At 26.3% G+C, this 19,482-nt stretch carries 16 protein-coding genes; 14 read left to right on the top strand and 2 right to left on the bottom strand.

Translation table 11 applies throughout. The features are described from left to right. Positions 1 to 121 precede the first annotated feature (121 nt). Complete coding sequence (locus tag ACWOBP_RS02175; protein WP_003145288.1) at positions 122 to 1,483, bottom strand: Nramp family divalent metal transporter; 1,362 nt, start codon at positions 1,481 to 1,483, stop codon at positions 122 to 124. A 372-nt stretch (positions 1,484 to 1,855) separates the two neighbouring features. Here ACWOBP_RS02175 and ACWOBP_RS02180 point away from each other — a divergent pair, with 372 nt between their 5' ends. The 4 genes from ACWOBP_RS02180 to ACWOBP_RS02195 all read left to right on the top strand — a co-directional run bounded on the left by ACWOBP_RS02180 (position 1,856) and on the right by ACWOBP_RS02195 (position 6,128). Next, a complete protein-coding gene (locus ACWOBP_RS02180; RefSeq protein WP_455337270.1) occupies positions 1,856 to 2,575 on the top strand; it encodes a prepilin peptidase in 720 nt (239 codons plus the stop codon). Next, positions 2,569 to 3,345, top strand: coding sequence for a RadC family protein (gene radC, locus ACWOBP_RS02185; RefSeq protein WP_455337271.1), 777 nt, complete (start codon positions 2,569 to 2,571; stop codon positions 3,343 to 3,345). The genes ACWOBP_RS02180 and radC overlap by 7 nt, the downstream gene beginning before the upstream one ends. Positions 3,346 to 3,916: 571 nt before the next feature. Further along, positions 3,917 to 5,458, top strand: a complete 1,542-nt coding sequence (locus ACWOBP_RS02190) for an ATP-binding cassette domain-containing protein (protein WP_455337393.1) — start codon at positions 3,917 to 3,919, stop codon at positions 5,456 to 5,458. 448 nt (positions 5,459 to 5,906) lie between these two features. Then, a complete protein-coding gene (locus tag ACWOBP_RS02195; protein WP_455337272.1) occupies positions 5,907 to 6,128 on the top strand; it encodes a hypothetical protein in 222 nt (73 codons plus the stop codon). Positions 6,129 to 6,334: 206 nt separating this feature from the next. Here ACWOBP_RS02195 and ACWOBP_RS02200 read toward each other — a convergent pair whose 3' ends face one another. Next, on the bottom strand, positions 6,335 to 7,933 hold the full coding sequence (locus ACWOBP_RS02200; protein ID WP_455337273.1) for an ABC transporter ATP-binding protein: 1,599 nt from the start codon (positions 7,931 to 7,933) through the stop codon (positions 6,335 to 6,337). A gap of 403 nt (positions 7,934 to 8,336) precedes the next feature. Between ACWOBP_RS02200 and ACWOBP_RS02205 the strand changes: the two genes are divergently transcribed. The 10 genes from ACWOBP_RS02205 to ACWOBP_RS02250 all read left to right on the top strand — a co-directional run bounded on the left by ACWOBP_RS02205 (position 8,337) and on the right by ACWOBP_RS02250 (position 19,300). Then, positions 8,337 to 9,917, top strand: coding sequence for an ATP-binding cassette domain-containing protein (locus ACWOBP_RS02205; protein ID WP_455337274.1), 1,581 nt, complete (start codon positions 8,337 to 8,339; stop codon positions 9,915 to 9,917). Positions 9,918 to 10,043: 126 nt separating this feature from the next. Further along, positions 10,044 to 10,859 (top strand): aminoglycoside N(3)-acetyltransferase, encoded by an 816-nt coding sequence (locus ACWOBP_RS02210; protein ID WP_455337275.1) that lies wholly within the window; start codon positions 10,044 to 10,046, stop codon positions 10,857 to 10,859. Positions 10,860 to 11,057: 198 nt separating this feature from the next. Next, complete coding sequence (locus ACWOBP_RS02215) at positions 11,058 to 12,263, top strand: MFS transporter (RefSeq protein WP_455337276.1); 1,206 nt, start codon at positions 11,058 to 11,060, stop codon at positions 12,261 to 12,263. A 120-nt stretch (positions 12,264 to 12,383) separates the two neighbouring features. Further along, on the top strand, positions 12,384 to 12,719 hold the full coding sequence (locus ACWOBP_RS02220) for a hypothetical protein (RefSeq protein ID WP_455337277.1): 336 nt from the start codon (positions 12,384 to 12,386) through the stop codon (positions 12,717 to 12,719). 616 nt (positions 12,720 to 13,335) lie between these two features. Next, a complete protein-coding gene (locus ACWOBP_RS02225) occupies positions 13,336 to 14,292 on the top strand; it encodes an ABC transporter ATP-binding protein (protein ID WP_455337278.1) in 957 nt (318 codons plus the stop codon). Continuing rightward, the gene (locus ACWOBP_RS02230) at positions 14,285 to 15,073 is read left to right on the top strand and encodes an ABC transporter permease (RefSeq protein WP_455337279.1); all 789 of its coding nucleotides are present in this window, start codon (positions 14,285 to 14,287) and stop codon (positions 15,071 to 15,073) included. Before ACWOBP_RS02225 ends, ACWOBP_RS02230 begins: the two co-directional genes overlap by 8 nt. 1 nt (position 15,074) lies before the next feature. Continuing rightward, positions 15,075 to 15,866 carry an ABC transporter permease gene (locus ACWOBP_RS02235; RefSeq protein ID WP_455337280.1) on the top strand — a complete coding sequence of 264 codons (792 nt, stop codon included), beginning with the start codon at positions 15,075 to 15,077 and terminating at the stop codon, positions 15,864 to 15,866. A gap of 512 nt (positions 15,867 to 16,378) precedes the next feature. Beyond that, on the top strand, positions 16,379 to 17,032 hold the full coding sequence (locus tag ACWOBP_RS02240; RefSeq protein ID WP_455337281.1) for a hypothetical protein: 654 nt from the start codon (positions 16,379 to 16,381) through the stop codon (positions 17,030 to 17,032). A gap of 608 nt (positions 17,033 to 17,640) precedes the next feature. Then, entirely contained in the window at positions 17,641 to 18,525 is an 885-nt protein-coding gene (locus ACWOBP_RS02245; RefSeq protein ID WP_455337282.1) for an ATP-binding cassette domain-containing protein, read from the top strand. A gap of 4 nt (positions 18,526 to 18,529) precedes the next feature. Beyond that, complete coding sequence (locus tag ACWOBP_RS02250) at positions 18,530 to 19,300, top strand: ABC transporter permease (RefSeq protein WP_455337283.1); 771 nt, start codon at positions 18,530 to 18,532, stop codon at positions 19,298 to 19,300. Positions 19,301 to 19,482 lie beyond the last annotated feature (182 nt).

Genomic DNA, 19,482 nt, shown 5'->3' on the forward strand with positions numbered 1-19,482 from the left:
TTGTTATTTATGAAGTATAGAAGATGTGATATTAATGCTGTATGTATTAAGCAATAAAAAAGGGGTGACTCTATAAAATCGATTTTTTAGAAATCACGATTTTTGAGTCACTCCTATTAGTTTATATGAATGTTGATATTATTAACCAGAAATTTAAGATTATCAATACGACTGTGCAGATCCATGCAACAATTTTCATCCATGGTTTAATAACAAACTCTCCCATAAGTTTTTTATCTGATGTATATAGTGTTAGAGGAATAATAGATATTGGAAGAGCGATACTTAAGAATACTTGTGTGTATATTAGTAAGCTCTCAATTGCTTGTTCGCTATCACCAAAAATTATTAAACAAATGACAACAGGCATTACCGCAATTACACGAGTTAGCATTCTTCTCATCCACATAGGAAGTCTCATGTGGATGAAACCTTCCATAACTATTTGTCCTGATAATGTTCCGGTAATAGTAGAATTTTGACCGGAGGCCAATAGAGCTACGGCGAATAGTGTACTAAGGAGTGGTGAAGCAATAGCTCCAACAATGCTGCTATCTTGTAAAGCGTTATAAAGGTCTGTAAAGCGTCCAAGACTATCACCATGACCATAAAACAAAGAAGCACCTAGAACTAATAGTAAGCAGTTAATAACAAATGCGATTGAAAGTTGAATATTAGAATCTATAGTAGAAAATCTAATAGCTTCTTTTTTAACTTTGTTGTCCTTTCTATCGTATCTTCTTGCTTGAACAATAGAAGAATGTAGGTACAGATTGTGAGGCATAACTGTAGCTCCCACGATACCTAAGGCAATAAATAATGCACCTTTATTATTAATTACATCCTTGTTCGGAATAAAACCTTTAATTAATTCGCCGGTATTAGGGTTAGCTAATAAAACTTCATAGAAGAATATTATTAGAATTGTAAATATCAAGGTAGCTACAATAGCTTCGATTTTTCTAAATCCAAAATGTGCTAATAATAGGAGTAAGAATACATCAAAGATAGTTATTATAACCCCTATTAGTAAAGGAATACCGAATAATAATTTTAAAGCTACAGCACTACCAATAATTTCTGCAATATCGGTAGCCATAATAGCTAGTTCGGTAATTATCCAGAGAACAAATCCCATTTTTTTACCAGTATGCTTTCTAGTTGCTTGAGCTAGGTCCATACCAGTTACAATACCTAATCTTACAGACATTGATTGAAGCAACATCGCGATAAGATTCGATATAAGTATAACGAATAGTAAGCTATACGCATATTGAGCACCACCAGCGATAGAGGTAATCCAGTTACCAGGATCCATATAACCGACTGCTACTAATGCTCCCGGTCCACTATAAGCCAGGACTTTCTTTAAAAAGCTTCCTTCTTTTGGAACATCAACTGTATTGTTAATTTCTTGAAGAGAAAGCTGATTCGCAGCTTCTAACTCTTCTTGACTTTTTCTCAAAAATTTTTTAAAAATCATTTAATCACCTTCTCTAAAAATAATAGTGTAGAATAAGAATATAAAACTACTTTCCTTAAGGCGGAAATCTTGCCTTCGGAAAACTATAAACAATATTGTACTACAAAAATGAAAAAATGTAAATTCTTTTGAAAATAGATATTACTATGAGTGGACTAGAATGATAATAGAAATTGAAAATGAGTATGATTTCTTGTGAAAATCTATTCAAGAGGAAAAGTTGTATACAGAATTCCGAAGAGATTTTTAAAAAATATTACGAATAAAAAAATATTATTTAATAGCTAAAACATCAGTAAGGATAAAGTTGGTTAGGTAAATATACTTATGATAAAATATAATTGAAGGGTTATAAAGTGAGGGGAGATATTTATGGAAAGATATATATTTATTGTTATTGTAAGTCTTATATTTGCTAGTGCAATCAAATGTTTAGTAGATAGTGAAAATAAAAAAGAGTTCCTATTTAGACGAAGTCATTGTTCAAGTTGCCATAAAGAATTAAGGGGGAGCGACTTAATTCCAATCTTTAGCTATTTGTTTAAAAAAGGACGATGTAGTTACTGTAATCAAAAAATTCCATTAGATGTATTTTTATACGAAATTTTTACTTTTATTACTATAGTATTATTTATTATTTTCCAAAATTATTTTATTTTTATTAGTTATCTTGAAGTCAGTATATTTATTATTCTCATTTTTTTAGGAATAGAAGATATAAAATTATTTGAAGTTAATGATGAGTTGTTTTATCTTCTAATTATATTAAATTTTTCTTCTATATATATACACTATTATTTATTCAATTTTTTAGATTTTATTTATCTTATTATTATTTTTCATATACTATATATTTTCACAAGAGGTGGTTTAGGTTATGGTGACATAAAAGTTTTTTGTGTTTTAGCATTAAATTTAAATTTATTTGAGGGAGTGTATTTGTTGATTTTCACATTTTTATATGCAGGATTTTTCGCTATTTGGTTAATTATCTTGAAAAAAGTTAAAAGAAAAACCAAACTACCACTAGTGCCATTCATAGCACTTAGCTATTTAACAATCATATTAATAAGGGAGGGATTATTATGGTAGTAGGCTATACTATTAAAGAGTTTAGTGAAGAAGATCGTCCGAGGGAGAAATTCAAAAAATTAGGTGCTCTAGCTCTCAGCGATAAAGAGATTCTAGCAATATTATTAAGAACAGGGACAAAAAATCAAAATGTAATTGAGCTTTCCGACATGATTCTAAAAGATATGGGAGGTATTACAAAGTTAAGAGATGCAACTTTAACAGAACTTATGAAACATAAAGGGGTAGGTCAGGAAAAGGCGATACATATTCTGGCGAATATAGAGTTTGCAAGAAGAATATATGCGACGAATGTTTTAGATGTTAAGTGTGATAGCCCGCAGTCAATAGCCAATTATTTAAAATCATCTTTAGAGAATTTAACACAAGAAGTTTTCGTAGTATTAGATATTGATACGAAAGGTAAAATAATCGAAAAAAGAGAAGTATTCAAAGGTAGTTTATCTATGTCAGTAGTGCATCCAAGAGAAGTATTTAAACTAGCAATAAAAAATAGTGCTTCGAGCATCGTCTGTGTACATAACCACCCGAGTGGAGACGCAACTCCTTCTATAGAAGATATTAAAACAACGATAAATCTAATGGAAGTTGGTGAAATAGTTGGTATTGAAATGCTAGATCATATCGTAGTGGCAAAAAAAGGATATGTCAGCATTAGAAAAGTATTGAACTATTTAGCAATAGAAAATATAGATTATAAATACGAAGATGTTACAGGTGAACAGTTAAAATATATACTGAGAAAATATAAGGTTGTAGGGGAGTATTAAAAAAGTAAAAGGTCTAAAACGAAATATAAAAAATTGATTTTTCAGTATAAATATAGTAGTATATAAGAAGGTGATTCACTACCTATATTTTAAGTGTGAACGTTAAGCTAGGAATTTTTCCTAGCTTTTTTGTATAGAATATTTTTTAATTTACTAGAAAAGAGAAGACATGTATTTTTTTAGTTTCAGTTAAAAGATTAGTTTTAGGTTAAATTCCTATTTATTATTTGAATTGAAATTTAATTTGCGAATTGACAAATTCTAAAAACTATCTTGAATTTTCAGAAATAACATTGACTAGCAATTTTTTATTTGATATAATTTCTATAATTTAACAAAACGTTAATTGGATTTTATGTTGAGTGGAAAGTTAATCTATAGATTGAATTATTTTACAGTATTAAATATTAAGAAAGAAATTGATTAGCTTTTATTAGCAATTAATTTCTTTTTATTATATTTAGATTTTCAAAGGATATTTATAAAATGAAAACTGAACTTTTAAATAGAAGGACTCAACTAAGGAGTGGGAAATATGAGAAAATTTTTATTTGCGGTAGTTTAATTTCTTATTACAGTAGTCTCGGGGATTAATATTTATTTTTCTTATCAAATTAAATATGTTGTTGATGCACTTACTACTAAAAATGAACAATTATTCTACAATCAAATTATATATTTATCTGTAATTATTATACTAATGCTTATATGTGAATATTTACGTCAGATTTTAGATACTGTTTATCTAAATAAAATTGGATTCAATATTCATAGAACGCTTGTGGGTAGTTTATTTAGAAATAAACTTGATACAAAGAGTAAAAATTTATTATCTACTGTAAACAATGACATTGAAATGGTAAAAGATCAATATTATAATACGATTTTCTCCCTGTATCAGGGGATAGTTTATTTTATTTTTGCTACTATAGCGTTGTTCAAATTAGATGTAACAACAGCTTTTTGGGTTATAGGATTGTCACTATTTCCGATAGTAATTCCTAATATTTTCAAAGTATATTTGAAAAATGTCCAAAATAGTATTTCAAAACAAAAGGCTAGATATAATGATAAACTTGAGGATTTTTTAGAGGGATTATTAGTTATTAAGAACAGCGATTCGGCTAATATATTTTATAAAAAATTACTTAATGAATATAAAAAAATAAATAAACTTGTTAATAGAAAAAATGTTTTAGTATCACTTGTAAATGTCTTAACTGGATTAGTATTTTACGCTACTATTATTACTATTTTATATATAGGAGGTCGTCAAGCTCTATTAGGAAATACGAGTGTAGGAGATATAGTATCTATTTTTACTATTTCTGCAGAGTTAGTAATGCCTGTTAATTTGATAACAGCTTCTATAGCTAATATAACATCGGTAAAAGATATAAAGAGAGAATTAGATTCTAAAGAGAAATTTGAATATCTAGATAGTCATGATATTATAGATTTTAAAAATATAGAAGTTCGAAATGAAAGTTATAAGATTAATAATAGAGAAATTTTTAGTGATTTTTCGGCTAATTTTGAAAAGGGTAAAAAGTATTTAATTCAAGGAGATAGTGGTAGTGGAAAATCGACGTTAGCATTGCTATTAACGAAAAATCTTGAAGGATGTAATATATTTTTAAACGGAAAAAATATTAACAGTTATGAATACAACACAATTCAGAAAATAATAACTTATGTTCCTCAAGATAGCTTTATATTTGTAGGAACGGTTAGCGATAATCTTACTTTTTATAAAAACATAGAAGCGGATAAAATAATGACTTTAATAAAAGAAACTAGATTAGATGACAAAATTAAAGAAGCTTCTGATTTGATAAATACTACGTACGATAAGAGGAAATCTAATTTATCTGGTGGACAAAAACAAAGATTAGCGTTAATCAGGGCTATCTTACAGGAAAAACATGTTATAGTTTTAGATGAAACATTATCAGGATTGGATAAAGATACATACATCTTAGTTGAAAAATTACTATTAAGTATGAAAGATAAAACTTTAATTCATATCTCACACAGATCTTATCCAGAAACTTTAAAAATGTATGATGAGGTATATGTAATGGGGAGTGACTCAAAAATCATGATTTCTTAAGAAACAAGATTTTGTCTAGTCACCCCTGCAAAGTTTATTAGATATCTAAAAAGCTTTTATAAAGTGAATTTAGATATCAATAAACAACTGTGTCCATGAGTTTTCATATAAACTTCGTTAAATTTTAGGACTTTTTAGTCACTCTCATAAAAAATACACGTAACATTACATCACAAACATTTTGAATGCGTTTTAAAAAATGGTATAATACAATCGAATAAGTATAAATAATTATATTGTATTAGTTAATAAAATAATTTTAAAAAGGAGGGAGAGAAAAATGAATAAGCTTAAAGATTTAGGGTTGTTGGTATTGTAAGTTGAAGTAGTAGGTTTCTTATTTATAGCTATCAATAAATATTTAACTAACACTACAAGCTTTTTACCTGAAGCTTTTACTCAGGATAAAACAGATATTAAGGCATATAGTTTAGCTGCATTGGCGTTTATGATATTAGGTATTGCTCAATATTATGTGGTTGACTTATATGAAAAAATCAACTGGAAAAAAGCAAGTGTAATAGAATACTTGGTAGAAGTAGCAGGTGTTTTACTAGTATTTATCTATTTACAATTTATAGATAATCTAGTTAAGTTCGCATTTCTATTCGTGTTAGTTTCATTTCTATTCGTAATGAGATATTTATACTTTTATAAGAAATTTGCATAAGTTTATACTTTTGAACAATTACTAGAGGAGGATACTGTTCAAAGTGTAAGAATTTTTAGTTTAAAATTTTAATTTGGAATGTAGGTATTCAATATAATTGTTGTGCTATTGTTGCTAGATTTTATAGGGGAAAATAAAAAAGGAGTGGCTCAAAAATCTCAATTTTGAGTCACTCTCATTTTGTTTAGACCATTTAATAAATCATATTACTCTACTTTTAATTCTACACATTCTGTTAGTTGTTTTTTGATTTCTTCTTGTATATGGTGAGAAATCATTATTAAAGTTAATTTTTCGTCAGCTAAGATATTGTTTTCTATACGTACTGCTGTTTTTTCGTCTAATGCTGAGGTTGCTTCATCAAGAATTAAAATTGGATAATTTCTAATTAAAACTCTCGCAAGAACTAATCTTTGTTTTTCTCCTCCTGAAAGGATTTCTCCCATATTAGATAAGTTGTGATCTAAGCCGTCAGGTAAAGCTTTAACTCTATCAGCTAAACAAACTTTTTCCAATGTGCTCCATATTTCTTCATCTGAATAATTATCATCTAAAGTGATGTTATATCGGATTGAACCGCTAAAAATAGATGTTTGTTGACTTACATATCCAATTTCTTTCGAGAAGTTAATATCATCCTGTATTTCAAGGGGATTTCCATCGATTAAAACTTTATCTTGGTTGGATTGTAATTTTCCTAGTAGCAACTTGATTATAGTAGATTTTCCAGAACCACTTTTACCGATTACGGCATATTTTCCACCTTTATTTATATTAAAGTTGAAATTTTTAATGACATGGTTATCTCCGAAACTATAATTAAAGTCTTTAAATTCAATATTTTCTTCAACATGTGGGTAAAGTGTTTCTTTAGCAGTTGCTTTAGTTATAACGCTATTTAATATTTCTTTTGTACCGATTACCTTAATATACAGGTCTACCAATTGATTGATAGAAGTAAGGTAAATTCCTAGTATAGTAGATACCGAAGCAATTGTACCTATAGTTAATTCATTTTTTAAAACTAAGTAAATCGCAAAGATAAAAATTAATAATTCAAGTAGCTTCTCAATACTTTGTAAAGTTAATTCACCGAATGCCATTAATTTAGAAATACTATACTGTTGATCTTCTTTTTGAATCTGACTAGCCTTAACATTTTTTGAGAATAAATTTATCTTACCGATATTTTTCAAATCTTCATAACCTGTTAAATATTCCTTTAAAACTCCAGAGAATTTCCCTGATAAAATTGATAAATTTGTATATCCTACACTAATTTTATTACCAAACTTACCGCTTATTAAAAACATAGCGACTGATGATAATAGGGCGAATACAACAAATTTCCAATTAATAAGCCATAAAAATACTATTGATGAGATAAATAATACAATAGCACTAAGTAAACCAGTTACTGGTGAGAATAAATACGCAGATAATAATTCAAGTTGATAAGTATATTTAGTCATATGCTCACCAGAATCAACCTTATTAAATTCTGATTGAGACATAGTTTCTATGTTTTTACTAATTCTATCACCTAGATATATTTTCCATTGTTTAACTAATTGTGCAATTATAATTTTTAACCATGCTCTAAGTAATTCTACTATTATTAAAATACAAATAATAACACCAACTTTTGTCCAAAGAGACCCTGTTTTGTATATTACAGAATCAACAATATCAACACGAGCATATACAACGTAAACAGTCCCTATTGATACTATTAGTGTTAAAATAAACATAATGGATAACTTTAATTTGTTTAATGTTATAACTTCTAAAATATTTTTAATCATATTGCTCTCCTTTGTATAGATTATATTTCTATAGAAGTCACTCAAAAATAGCGACTTCCGAGACATCGATTTGTCAATTTCTCCATGAAGTTTCTTAGATCTCTAAAAAGCTTTTATAAGATGAGTTTAGACTGTGAATACGAGCTCTCATATAAACTTTTTTTAGATTTAGTTATTTTTGAATCCCCTATAGTATTTATGTAACTTTAATTATACTGACTTTTTTGTGTGTGTCAAGACAATTAGAGCAAATTTTCTGAAAATTATAAGTTTATATTGTTATCATCTTATTTTCATACTATAATAAATGTATAAATATATAAGTTGGTGTTTTATATAGTTCTCAAAATTTCCCTTAATAGCATGTTATTAAATTAAGTGGAATTAAAAGTAGGGGGTATTTATGGAAAAATATATTTTAAAATTTAAATATAGGTTCTTATTAATTTGTTTTCTTATATTGTTAAGACAGTTATTTCTTATGAAGAGTAACTTTTTAAATGCAGATGCTATAACTGTGCTTACTAATAGAAATCTACATAGTTTCTTTGAAATTATCTTATTCTTATCAGTTACGTGGATTGTTATTATAGTAATTGATAGGGTGGTAAAGGTAAGAGAGGAGATTTTTATTCAAGATATTGGAATAGATGTCAAGGATAATCTGTCTAGTAACCTTATAGAATTAGATATTGAAAAGTATAAAGACAATTCATCTGGTGTTTATCAATCTTGGTTTAACAATGATATTCAAATGATTCAAGAAAAAGGTTTGAGAAATATATTTGCTATAATATACAGCCTTTCTAGTGTGGTATTTTCTCTTTATGCTATATTGAAATATCACTGGATTATTTCTTTAATTACTATTATAGGAACAGGAATATTAATTTATCTTCCAAAAATTTTTAATAAAAAACTTCATAATATGGGAACAGAAGTTACTAAAGAAAATGAGAACTATGTAGCTTCATTAGAGGAAACGATTCTAGGTTATGATACGTATTTCTCTCTTAATAAATTGCAAATAATTCCTAAAAGAATAGCTAATATAAGTAGAATTTTGAAAAATGTATTTGTTAAACAAAGTAAGTTGGAAAGTAATTATTATATGCTTAATTTTGGATTAAATGTCTTTTTCCAAGTGTTATTAGTTTTTGTTACAGGGTATTTAGTTGTTAAAGATAATTTGGAAATCGGTGCAGTTGCAGCTGTAGGAATGTTTGCTAATCTTGTATTTGATGGTATGAGCCAAGTAGGTTATAGAATAGCATTTATTAAAGGGGCAAAACCTATTTTCTCTAAGCATGATGAATTCATGTTAAATAATAAGGATACTCACTCACCTGTTGAATATTCTTTAAGAGAAACATTATTTAAAATTAAAAACTTATATTTCAGTTATGGTGATAAAGAAATCCTAAATAATGTGAATCTTGATATAAAAGAGGGGAATAAATATTTAATAAGCGGAGATAGTGGCGTTGGTAAATCAACATTATTTAAAATAATTACAGGGCAATTAAGAAATTATGAAGGTAGTGTAGAGTATTGTAATGTCGATTTGAAGAAATTATCTACTAAGCAAATACTAGAAAAACTGACTATAATTCAACAAGAAAATTTTGTATTTTCAGGCACTGTCAAAGACAATATAACTATGGGAGAAGTAGCTGAGGATAGTGAAGTAGCAGAGTATTTAGAAAAAGTGGGCTTAACACAGAAAGACTTCTTATATTCAGAAGTAGAGGTTCATGGAAAGAATCTTTCAGGAGGACAACGTCAAAGATTAGCTATAGCTAGAGCGTTATTTAATGGTAAAAACATACTTTTAATAGATGAAGGAACATCAGCTTTAGACAAAGAATCAGCGAAAGGTTTAGTAGAAATGCTGTTAGGAAATAGAGAATTAACTATAATAATGATTAGCCATGATATAAGTGATGAACTAAGAGGAAAATTTGATAATATTATAAAATTGTAATATAAGTGAAAGTTAGTAAAAAATGATATAGATTGAATAGGAAAATGAAAATAGGAGAGTGGCTAAAAAATCAATTTCTCTGAGAATAAGATTTTGAGTCACTCCCATTTAATAAGGAGGACAAGCATGAGTTATAAGTTTATGAGTGATGCTTTAGATAATAATTTAATGCCTATTGGTAAAAGTGATTTTTTAAATTTATTTAAAGATTTGGAAATAGGAGAAGGTGATACCCTGATTGCACATGTTTCTCTTAGTAAATTCGGTTATATAATCGGCGGTGCAAGATGTATTTATGAAGCTATTATGGAAAGATTAGGAGAAAACGGAAGGCTCGTTGTTCCAACACAATCTTTAGAAAATATGTCTCCAGAGTATTGGGAATATCCTAAAGTTCCTGAGGAGTGGATAGAAAAAATAAAACAAGAGAGTTTATCTTATGATGTTAATCTATCTAGTACACGAGGTATGGGAAAATTTAGCGAGTTTGTTATGAATCTAAAACATTCTATTAGAAGTTCTCATCCACTATATTCTTTTTCAGCAGTAGGAGAAAAAGCGCAGGAAATTATAAAAGAGCATCCATTAGATGATGGCTTAGGATACAATTCACCATTAGGGAGATTGTATGATCAAAATGCCAAAATTTTGTTATTAGGAACTGATTTTGAATCCAATACAGCATTACATCTTGCAGAGTATTCATTAAATCGAAAAACAATAAAAGAAAGTGCTAATGTGGATGGAGAGTGGTTAGAGTTCTCTAATATCGAATTAGATATATATGATGATTTTTTAACAGTACAGAAAGAATTCTTGGAGAATTGTAAGGGGAGTTATCAAATAAAAGAGATTCAGAAAACACCAGTTCTGTGTATAGATTTAAAAAGTTGCGTAGATTTTGCGAAAGAATATTATAAGAAAAAGGGAGAAGTGAAGTAGAGGGTGCATGATTTTATATTAAAATTTTCAAATTGTTACCATTTTATTTTCATATTATAATAAATATAGTAATTATTTATATGTTATGAAAAATAAGGGAAAAATTTTTAGAAGATATATTTAAAATTTATAAATTCACATATTATTAAAATTTTAGAATAAGACATGAGAGACTATGGAATAAAAAGGAATTAATTTATGAATAAATATATGAGTGTTTTAAAAAATGTTGATTTTATAAAGTATTTTTTTTCGATTAACTTTATAACATTAGCGCAATCATTTGTTAGTATAAGTATTATCTGGTTGATTTATGAAGAAACTAAAAAACCATTATTGATAGCTATTTTTGGTGTGTTGACTCAATTACCAGCTATAGTTTTTGGACCATTAATATCAAAAGTGTTAGACAGGTTTAATATTGGAAAAGCAATGTTCTTATTTTTACTACTAAGAGCTAGTATTTTTCTGATTATATTCTTATTACCGTTTAATGATAAGATATCTTTAAGTATTATAGGATTATTGATAGGTTTGAATAGCGTTATAGGAATTCCTTTATCAGCAGGAGGAGATATAATAATAAAAGAGGTGTGTAATGATGAACAATTAGTAACAGCTAATGCATTGATGATAATATTTTTTGACATCTCTTATATCTTTGGTTCGATTTCTGTAGCAATAATGGGAGTGTTAGGTAATAATAGTATAGCTTTTATAATAGGTGCTGTATTATTTTTTATTTCGGCAATAATAATAAGTACAATAAAAAGTGACGAGATATTTAGTAACAGTGAAAACAGACAGGAAAAATATACAATATTTAGTTCTATGAAGTATATTGTAAAAAATAGTGAGATATTCCTTATGACAATTAATACGACATTGTGGAATATGTTCACTTGGGGAAGTTTTATCGTTTTATTACCAATATATGTAGAACAAAATTTAAATAATGATAGTGTAGCGTATGGAATATTAAATTCTTTACAATCTGTTGGTATTATACTAGCTTCACTTATAATAGGTTTACAATTTATATCAAAAATTAAAATAGAAAAATTAATTTGCCTAGGTATTATAGTGCATTGTTTATTATTGATACTGTTTTATTTTAGTACGAATATTATTCTTTCAGTAATTATACTTATTATAGCAGGAGTTGCTTCAGCACCAGTACTAATTTATAAAGCAACATTTTTCCAAAGAAAAATTTCTAGAAAAATAATGGGACAAGTACTATCATTAATCCTAGTTTTAGGAAGTATCTTGTATTCTCTAGGAGGTATAATAATAGCGTTTCTGATAGAAAAATTAGGAAAAGAATATTTTTCATATATAAATTTATATTTTTTAATTATCATTATAGTAATATCACTAATGAGTCTTAAAAAAGTATCGTAGATTTATCTGCTATAAATTAAAATATATTTTTTCGGAGTGAATTAAAGATATTTATTTTTGTTATGAGAGAATGATATAATTATATCTGTAAATAAGTACAACAGAAAGGGGAAAATAATTATGGATCCTATGATTGAAAAAATGTTTAATGATAATTTACTAAATTTTAAAATTATTGCTGAACTAGTAGATTATTTAAGGGTTAAGCACGGTGAAGAACCGTCATTTACATTTGCTTGTTTTAAAAATGGGTTAAATATAGAGCAAACTGAAGATTTGCTTATGTTCTATTCAGACATTACTGATGAAATAGCAGCTGAGGATATACATTTATTAGATAGAAATTTATTAATAGAAAAAACTAAAGAAAAAATTCCAAATTTGATAGATGATAATAAAATTGGAGAAATAGTAGACAGTTACATTAATTGTTGTTTTTTGTTAAAAGATGAATAAATTATAGTATCAGATTAAGTTATTACTAAATTAAGAGTCTGTTTTTTGAAATTAATGGGAGAATAAAGTGGGGAAGAATAGATTTAATAATTTAAAATTAGTACATATGTTGTTAATTATTAAGAAGGATGATTAGAAATTATGAAACTAAAAAAAGATTTTTTTGAAAAATTATTAATTTATATATTTCCGATTATTATAGTAATAGATATTTAATAAACAATCACATGTTGTACATTTTAAACAATATTATGTATGTAGGATATTTTATAATAATTCTTGTGTTTCTTTTTAATAAAAATAAGAATAGAAAAAGGAAAGAAACGAGTTAAAAGACAAAAGAAATAAATTATTAAGTATCAACCTTATCTTCTGATTTAGAGAGATGGGGTTGTTTTTTTATTGTTTCAAAAATCACCGAATTTGCTAGCGAAAATAATTTCCTCATCGTAAATTAAAAGAAAAATTATCTTAATATTCAGAAAATATTGACTTTATGATAAACATACGTTAATATAGTTAAAAATAGGAGAATAGGTTCTAGAAAAATAGTAGAATTTGATGAAGAAAATCATCGTGAATCGGATAATAAATCAGTAAAATAAAAGGAAATATTATGAAAGAGATAATTAGTGTTGAGAGTCTTAGTAAAGATTACATAATAAAAAATAGAGTTGGCTTTTTTAATACAGAGAAGATAGTTAAACAAGCGTTGAAGGAGATAAATTTTAGTATTAAAGAAGGAGAAATTGTAGGATATATAGGGAATAATGGAGCTGGAAAATCTACAACAATAAAATTACTGTTAGGAATACTAACTACTACAAAAGGTTCAATAAAAGTGTTCGGTAAAGATCCGTTTGTAAACAGGAAAAAAAATGCTAAAAACATAGGTGCGCTATTTGGACAAAAATCACATTTATGGTGGGATTTACCACTAATTGATTCTTTTGAGTATTTATCAAAAATCTATGAAGTAGATAATAAAGAATGGTTAGACTATTTAATAACAGAATTAAATGTAACAGAGTACTTATATCAACCAGTAAGGCAACTATCTTTAGGACAAAGAATGCGTGGGGAGTTTATAGCTAGTATTATTCATAAACCTCAACTGGTGTTCTTAGATGAACCGACTATCGGTTTAGATATAGAAACAAAGAAGAAAATTATGGAACTAATACTAAAAATAAATGAGAAGTATAATACTACTATCATACTAACAACTCATGAGATTTCGGATATTGAAAAAGTATGTAAGAGAATGATTTTGATAAGTGATGGCGAAATTAATTATGATGGTGAAGTGAAGAGCTTCAAGCAAATTTTTAATAAATATAAAAAATTAAAAATGTACGGAGAGAATATAGTAGATTTAGCTAAAGAAGGAATATTGCCTTTACGTACAAATATTGATTCTAAAGAATTTGTTTTTGATGAAACTAAATTTAATGTGTTGGATATAATAAAACTACTACCGAATGAAAGTATTATTACACAAACTGAAGTATTGGACTTAAATCTACAAGAAGTATTGCTTGTGAAAGATAAGACGGGTGATAAATATGAATAGATTTTTTGCTTATACTTTATATCAATATAAAAGTTTATTACAATACAAATTTAATACGATAATGCAGATAATTGCATCACTTTCTATGGTATTAATACAGTATAGTATCTGGTTATATGTTGAAAAATACAATTCTAAAAATATTGATGAAATAATAACTTATGTTCTATTTGCGATTATTTTACAAATAGTTTTACCTATAAAAATAACTACCAATTTTGTATCTGAGAAGATTTTAAAAGGTACTATTATTAATTATTTGAATAAGCCTAATAGATTAATAGTTATAACGTTTTTCACTACTTTAGGCAATTTTCTCTATAAATTAAAATTCCAAGTACTGCCGATTTTAGTTATTTATATTTTACTGTTTTATAATTTAATATTTAGAACCATATCTCTTAAGAGATTTGTATTTTTTATATTCGTGTATATTTTGAGTTATATTGTTGCTTTTTTATTAGGTTATATTATTGCATTGTTATCAACAGTATTTATAAGAATAAACGGTGTATCTGAATTAGTTAATGCTCTTCTTATTATTTTCGGTGGAGGATTGCTACCTTTAGATTTATATCCGAAACTATTATTAAGAATATCAGAGGTAACTCCATTTTACGCTGTAATGTATGCACCTATTTCTATTATTGTACATGATAATGATTTAGGGAAAATCTTATTTATTCTTGGTGTACAGATATTTTGGTTAATCATATTATTGATAATTTCAAAAAGACTATCGCAATATGTATTTAACAAGTTTGATATAATGGGGGGTTAATATGAGGAAACATTTATATTTATATGCAGAGTTTTTTAAAATGGATGTAAAAAGGATATTGAGCTATAAACTAGATTTTATTATAGGAAATTTTGGTTATTTACTAGATACACTTACAACATTATTTGTATTACTTATTACGCTTAATTATACAGAATTAATCGGTGGCTTTTCTTTATATCAATTATTGTTTTTATATGGTTTTCTAACATTAACATCAGCGTTATGGGAATTTTTCTTCGTGACAACTTTAGAAGTTCCATATTTGATTCAAACAGGAGAACTAGATTTATTTTTATTAAGACCACTTAATATACTTTATCAATTTATTATTTTCCAATTAGATGAGGAAGCTTTATTTGAGTTAATTACAGGTGTAGTAATTGTGATTTTTTCATTATATAACTTAGATATTGATGTAAATTATTTATTTATAATAAAATTCATTTTATTTACAATATCAGCAGTTTTAGTAAGAGAGGCTATATACTTAGCACTAGTATCAATTAGTTTCTTTTCGGTAACAAATGATGGTATAAAATCAGTTTTATGGCAATTGTATCAATTAGCAAATTATCCAGTTAATATTTATCCGTTTTTCATTAAAGTAGTACTAATAATTATTCCATTCGCATTTGTGGGATATTTCCCAGTGGTAAATTTAATAAATTCACATGATAGTTTTAATTTAGAAACATGGCTTTTAATATTATTTGGACCGCTTCTACTTATATTAATCTATAAAACAATATGGAATTTCGGATTAAAAAAATATCAAAGTACAGGATCATAATAGTAAAAAAGGTTAATGAGTTATAAGAAATAAGAATAAAGTGAATCACATAGGAGGTGTTTTTTATAGAATTTAATGTTAAATTAGTGAGAAGTTTGTATTTATGTTTGAATTTAATTTTGAGTGTTTTATATTCATACATAACGGTGAAATTTATATCTGTATATAATTTTCCTATATATTTTATTTTGTTAATAACTACTTTGATAGAAATATTTATTTTTCTAGATACTAGTTATTTCAGGATTTTAACTAGTATAAAAATAAAGTATTTTTATTATATTTTAATAGTTTTTTCAGTAGTAGTGTTTATTCTTAAAAATAACATAGACTTATACTACGTATTAACATTTTATTTTGTATATTACTTATTAATATCGATAGTGCTACTTAATTACAATTTATTTGTAATAGAGGAAAGTAAGTCTATCAAAGCTGGAGTTACAGATATATCCTTATATAGTAACTTGTCTAAATTACTTGGTTTTTCTTTAGGAAGTTATATTTATAAGGTGAATATTGATGAATATTTAATAGTATTTATAATTATGTTTGTATTATTTTCAAGCTTTAAAATAAATAATTTTAAAAATGAAACTGAGAAAAATTCTGAGAGATTAGTTTTTAATAAGTTGAAAAGAAAATATATTATTATCAATACAGCGTTATTATCAGGAACAGCAGTATTTTTTATACCGTTGTTTATAAAACAATTAGCGGCTAGGAATTTAATACAATATTCTAGTATTATATTTTTTATACCAGGACTAACAGTAGTTTTATTTTTAATACTTACTAAGAAATACGATATAAATTTAAATAGAATACTTATATCTTACATAATTTTTGATATAGTATTCTTCATATTGGTTATATATGAAGTGTTTTTACCATTGCAAGTGATATTATTATCATTAATAGTGGCACAAGGAGTATCAATCAGTATAAAATTAAGGACTAATTTCATAAAAATTAATGATAAAGATTATAGAAAAAGTATAGTTCAAATTTTTCGAATAAGTGCACCATTATTTACTATTATATTGAGTTTTGTAGGATTATACGTTGAAAATATTGCTTATTATATTTTGTTAATAAATGCAATTTCGGCTATTCATGTATTGTATGTGAATTTAAGAAATAGAGAGCATACTTTATTAGATTAAGGAAAAGTTTTTAGAAAAAATTTAAAAAATGAAAAATTAATGAAACAATGTACACTTAGTTTTTTAGAAATAGCTTGGTGTACATTTTTTGGTTCAATTTGAGAAGTAATACTATGTTATATTGCTACGAAAACCAGTATTTATTAACTAGAGATAACAAGTGATAATTTTGGAAAGTTTTTTTCTTTTAATATTGATTTCATATCGTTTTCATATTACAATAAAACTATAAAGCTTTATAACCTCATAAAATAAGGAGGACAAAAAAATGGTATTAGATATTGGAATTTTATAGTTTATAATGTAAATAATAATAAAGAGAATCATCATTATTTTTTGAGTTTCTAATGATCTTAAAAAATTGTTGTTTCTCATTATAACTTGAATAGAGGAGGAGAATCAGCTATTTTAACAGACGATAATGATTTTATAGTATCTGTTAAAGTAGACAGTTGATTAAAAAGTCACTCATTTAAGAAGACGCACTTTATTGTGTAAGCTACATGTAAACTACATATTAAAGAGTTGAAGGTTGATTTGTATTTACAAATCAACCTTTTCTAAAAAGTAATTAGAAGTTAAACGTAATATCGGGAGGAGGGAGTTAGATGGTAAATCTATTAACAGTGAAAAATTTAGCATATAAATATAAAAATTCTAGTGATTACGCGATTAAAAATATTTCTTTTTCTGCGGGAAAAGGCGATATGATTGCACTTATAGGTAAAAGTGGTTCAGGGAAAACTACGATAATTAATTCTACATTAGGGTTGTTTTCTAACATCGAAGGAGAGGTATCTTTTGGTGAAGGTGTATCTGTTCGAGATATAGACTACTGTATGCAAAATCAATCAGTAGATTGGTACTTAAATGTATATGATAATATTTATATGGGGGTATTATACTCTAAAAATACTATTAGCAAGAAAAATGTAGATGATATTATTGCTGTTCTAGGTTTAAAAGGTAAGGAGAAATCTGACCTAACAGAATTATCTGGAGGACAATTGCAGAGAGTACAAATAGCAAGAAGTCTAGTATCTAATTCAAAAATATTATTCTTAGATGAACCTACTACAGGATTAGATGTAGTATTATCAAAAAATATATTAGAATACATAAAAAATAATAATAAGGAACATGCTGTATTTATATCTTCTCATGATTTAGATCTTATAGAAAAGTATTGTAATAAGATAATTTATATAAATGACGGGGAATGTTTATACTTTGGGGAAATGAGCACATTCTTAAGAGAATATAATAAAGAAATAGTATACAATATTTCTTACAATGGCGAATTAAGTAAAGATATAGTAGAGAAATATAAAGATACTATTACAATCGTTGATGATAAAAATTTAAAAATCTTCTTGGAAAAAGAAGAGAAAATTTCTAATGTATTAAAATTATTATTGGCAGAAAATATTACAATAAGAAGCTTGCAGAAAGAAGAAATTACCTTGAAGAGAATATTGGAATTGGAGGAGTAATTATATGAAAAATGTAATTAAGAATTTTTGGGCAACATCGTATATAGAATATAAGGCGATTGAAAATAATAAGCAGATTATATATACTCAGCTTATGGTTCCAATTTTGTACTTTGTATTCTTTGGATTTGGTATAGGGAACTCTTTTTCAAGTTTGGCTTTTAAAGGAGAAAATGTTAGCTATATTGAATATATTTTCGTTGGAATAATTGGAGTAATACTAAATTCTCAGATGAATCAGTCGGTTTATAGGGTGAATTTAGATAAAAAATGGGGACTTCTAGCGTATAAAAGAATAAAAGGAACATCAGCTATTTCTTATTTTTTAGGGAAATTAGTATTTCCATTAGGAATTACAATAGTGCAGGTATTACTAATTTACTTCTTATCGTTCTTTTTAGGAATAAAAATACAGATAGTTCCTTTCTTAAAAGTATTAATTATTGTAATTATTAGTCTAGTATTTTGGTTTTCTCTTGGGGTTATTATCTCATTAGGAACTGTATCATATAGAACTAGAGACCTTATCTTAGGAACATTATTACTACCGATAATTTTTGCTGCACCGACTTTTTATAGTTTGGATAATTCTAAGGTGCTATATTATATATCAAAACTTAATCCATTAACTTACCAATTAACGAGTATGAGAACTGTAATTTTTGATATGGATCTGGATATAAATACTTATGTTACAATATCCTTAAGTCTAATAATGTTTGTTTTAGCAATAAACGTGATAATAAGATCAGAATTATTAGGTGATGAGAGATAAAAAAAAGAATGTACACTTAGTTGTTATAGAGATGACTAAGTGTACATTTGTATTTATATGAAATGCATTATTAAGATTTTCGTATTGATAACATTGTATTTTCATATTACAATGAAGTTGTAAAGTTGTATTGTAATATAAAATTAAATTATAGTTTTATATAAATATGATATTGAAAATTT

This window comes from Gemella parahaemolysans (assembly GCF_053758945.1).

Coding starts and splice junctions, on each gene's coding strand:
- ACWOBP_RS02225 (WP_455337278.1), top strand. CDS start 13,336: ATGAAAGAGATAATTAGTGTTGAGAGTCTTAGTAAAGATTACATAATA.
- ACWOBP_RS02215 (WP_455337276.1), top strand. CDS start 11,058: ATGAATAAATATATGAGTGTTTTAAAAAATGTTGATTTTATAAAGTAT.
- ACWOBP_RS02245 (WP_455337282.1), top strand. CDS start 17,641: ATGGTAAATCTATTAACAGTGAAAAATTTAGCATATAAATATAAAAAT.
- ACWOBP_RS02230 (WP_455337279.1), top strand. CDS start 14,285: ATGAATAGATTTTTTGCTTATACTTTATATCAATATAAAAGTTTATTA.
- ACWOBP_RS02220 (WP_455337277.1), top strand. CDS start 12,384: ATGGATCCTATGATTGAAAAAATGTTTAATGATAATTTACTAAATTTT.
- ACWOBP_RS02235 (WP_455337280.1), top strand. CDS start 15,075: ATGAGGAAACATTTATATTTATATGCAGAGTTTTTTAAAATGGATGTA.
- ACWOBP_RS02250 (WP_455337283.1), top strand. CDS start 18,530: ATGAAAAATGTAATTAAGAATTTTTGGGCAACATCGTATATAGAATAT.
- ACWOBP_RS02200 (WP_455337273.1), bottom strand. CDS start 7,933: ATGATTAAAAATATTTTAGAAGTTATAACATTAAACAAATTAAAGTTA.
- ACWOBP_RS02205 (WP_455337274.1), top strand. CDS start 8,337: ATGGAAAAATATATTTTAAAATTTAAATATAGGTTCTTATTAATTTGT.
- ACWOBP_RS02210 (WP_455337275.1), top strand. CDS start 10,044: ATGAGTTATAAGTTTATGAGTGATGCTTTAGATAATAATTTAATGCCT.
- radC (WP_455337271.1), top strand. CDS start 2,569: ATGGTAGTAGGCTATACTATTAAAGAGTTTAGTGAAGAAGATCGTCCG.
- ACWOBP_RS02175 (WP_003145288.1), bottom strand. CDS start 1,483: ATGATTTTTAAAAAATTTTTGAGAAAAAGTCAAGAAGAGTTAGAAGCT.
- ACWOBP_RS02195 (WP_455337272.1), top strand. CDS start 5,907: ATGATATTAGGTATTGCTCAATATTATGTGGTTGACTTATATGAAAAA.
- ACWOBP_RS02180 (WP_455337270.1), top strand. CDS start 1,856: ATGGAAAGATATATATTTATTGTTATTGTAAGTCTTATATTTGCTAGT.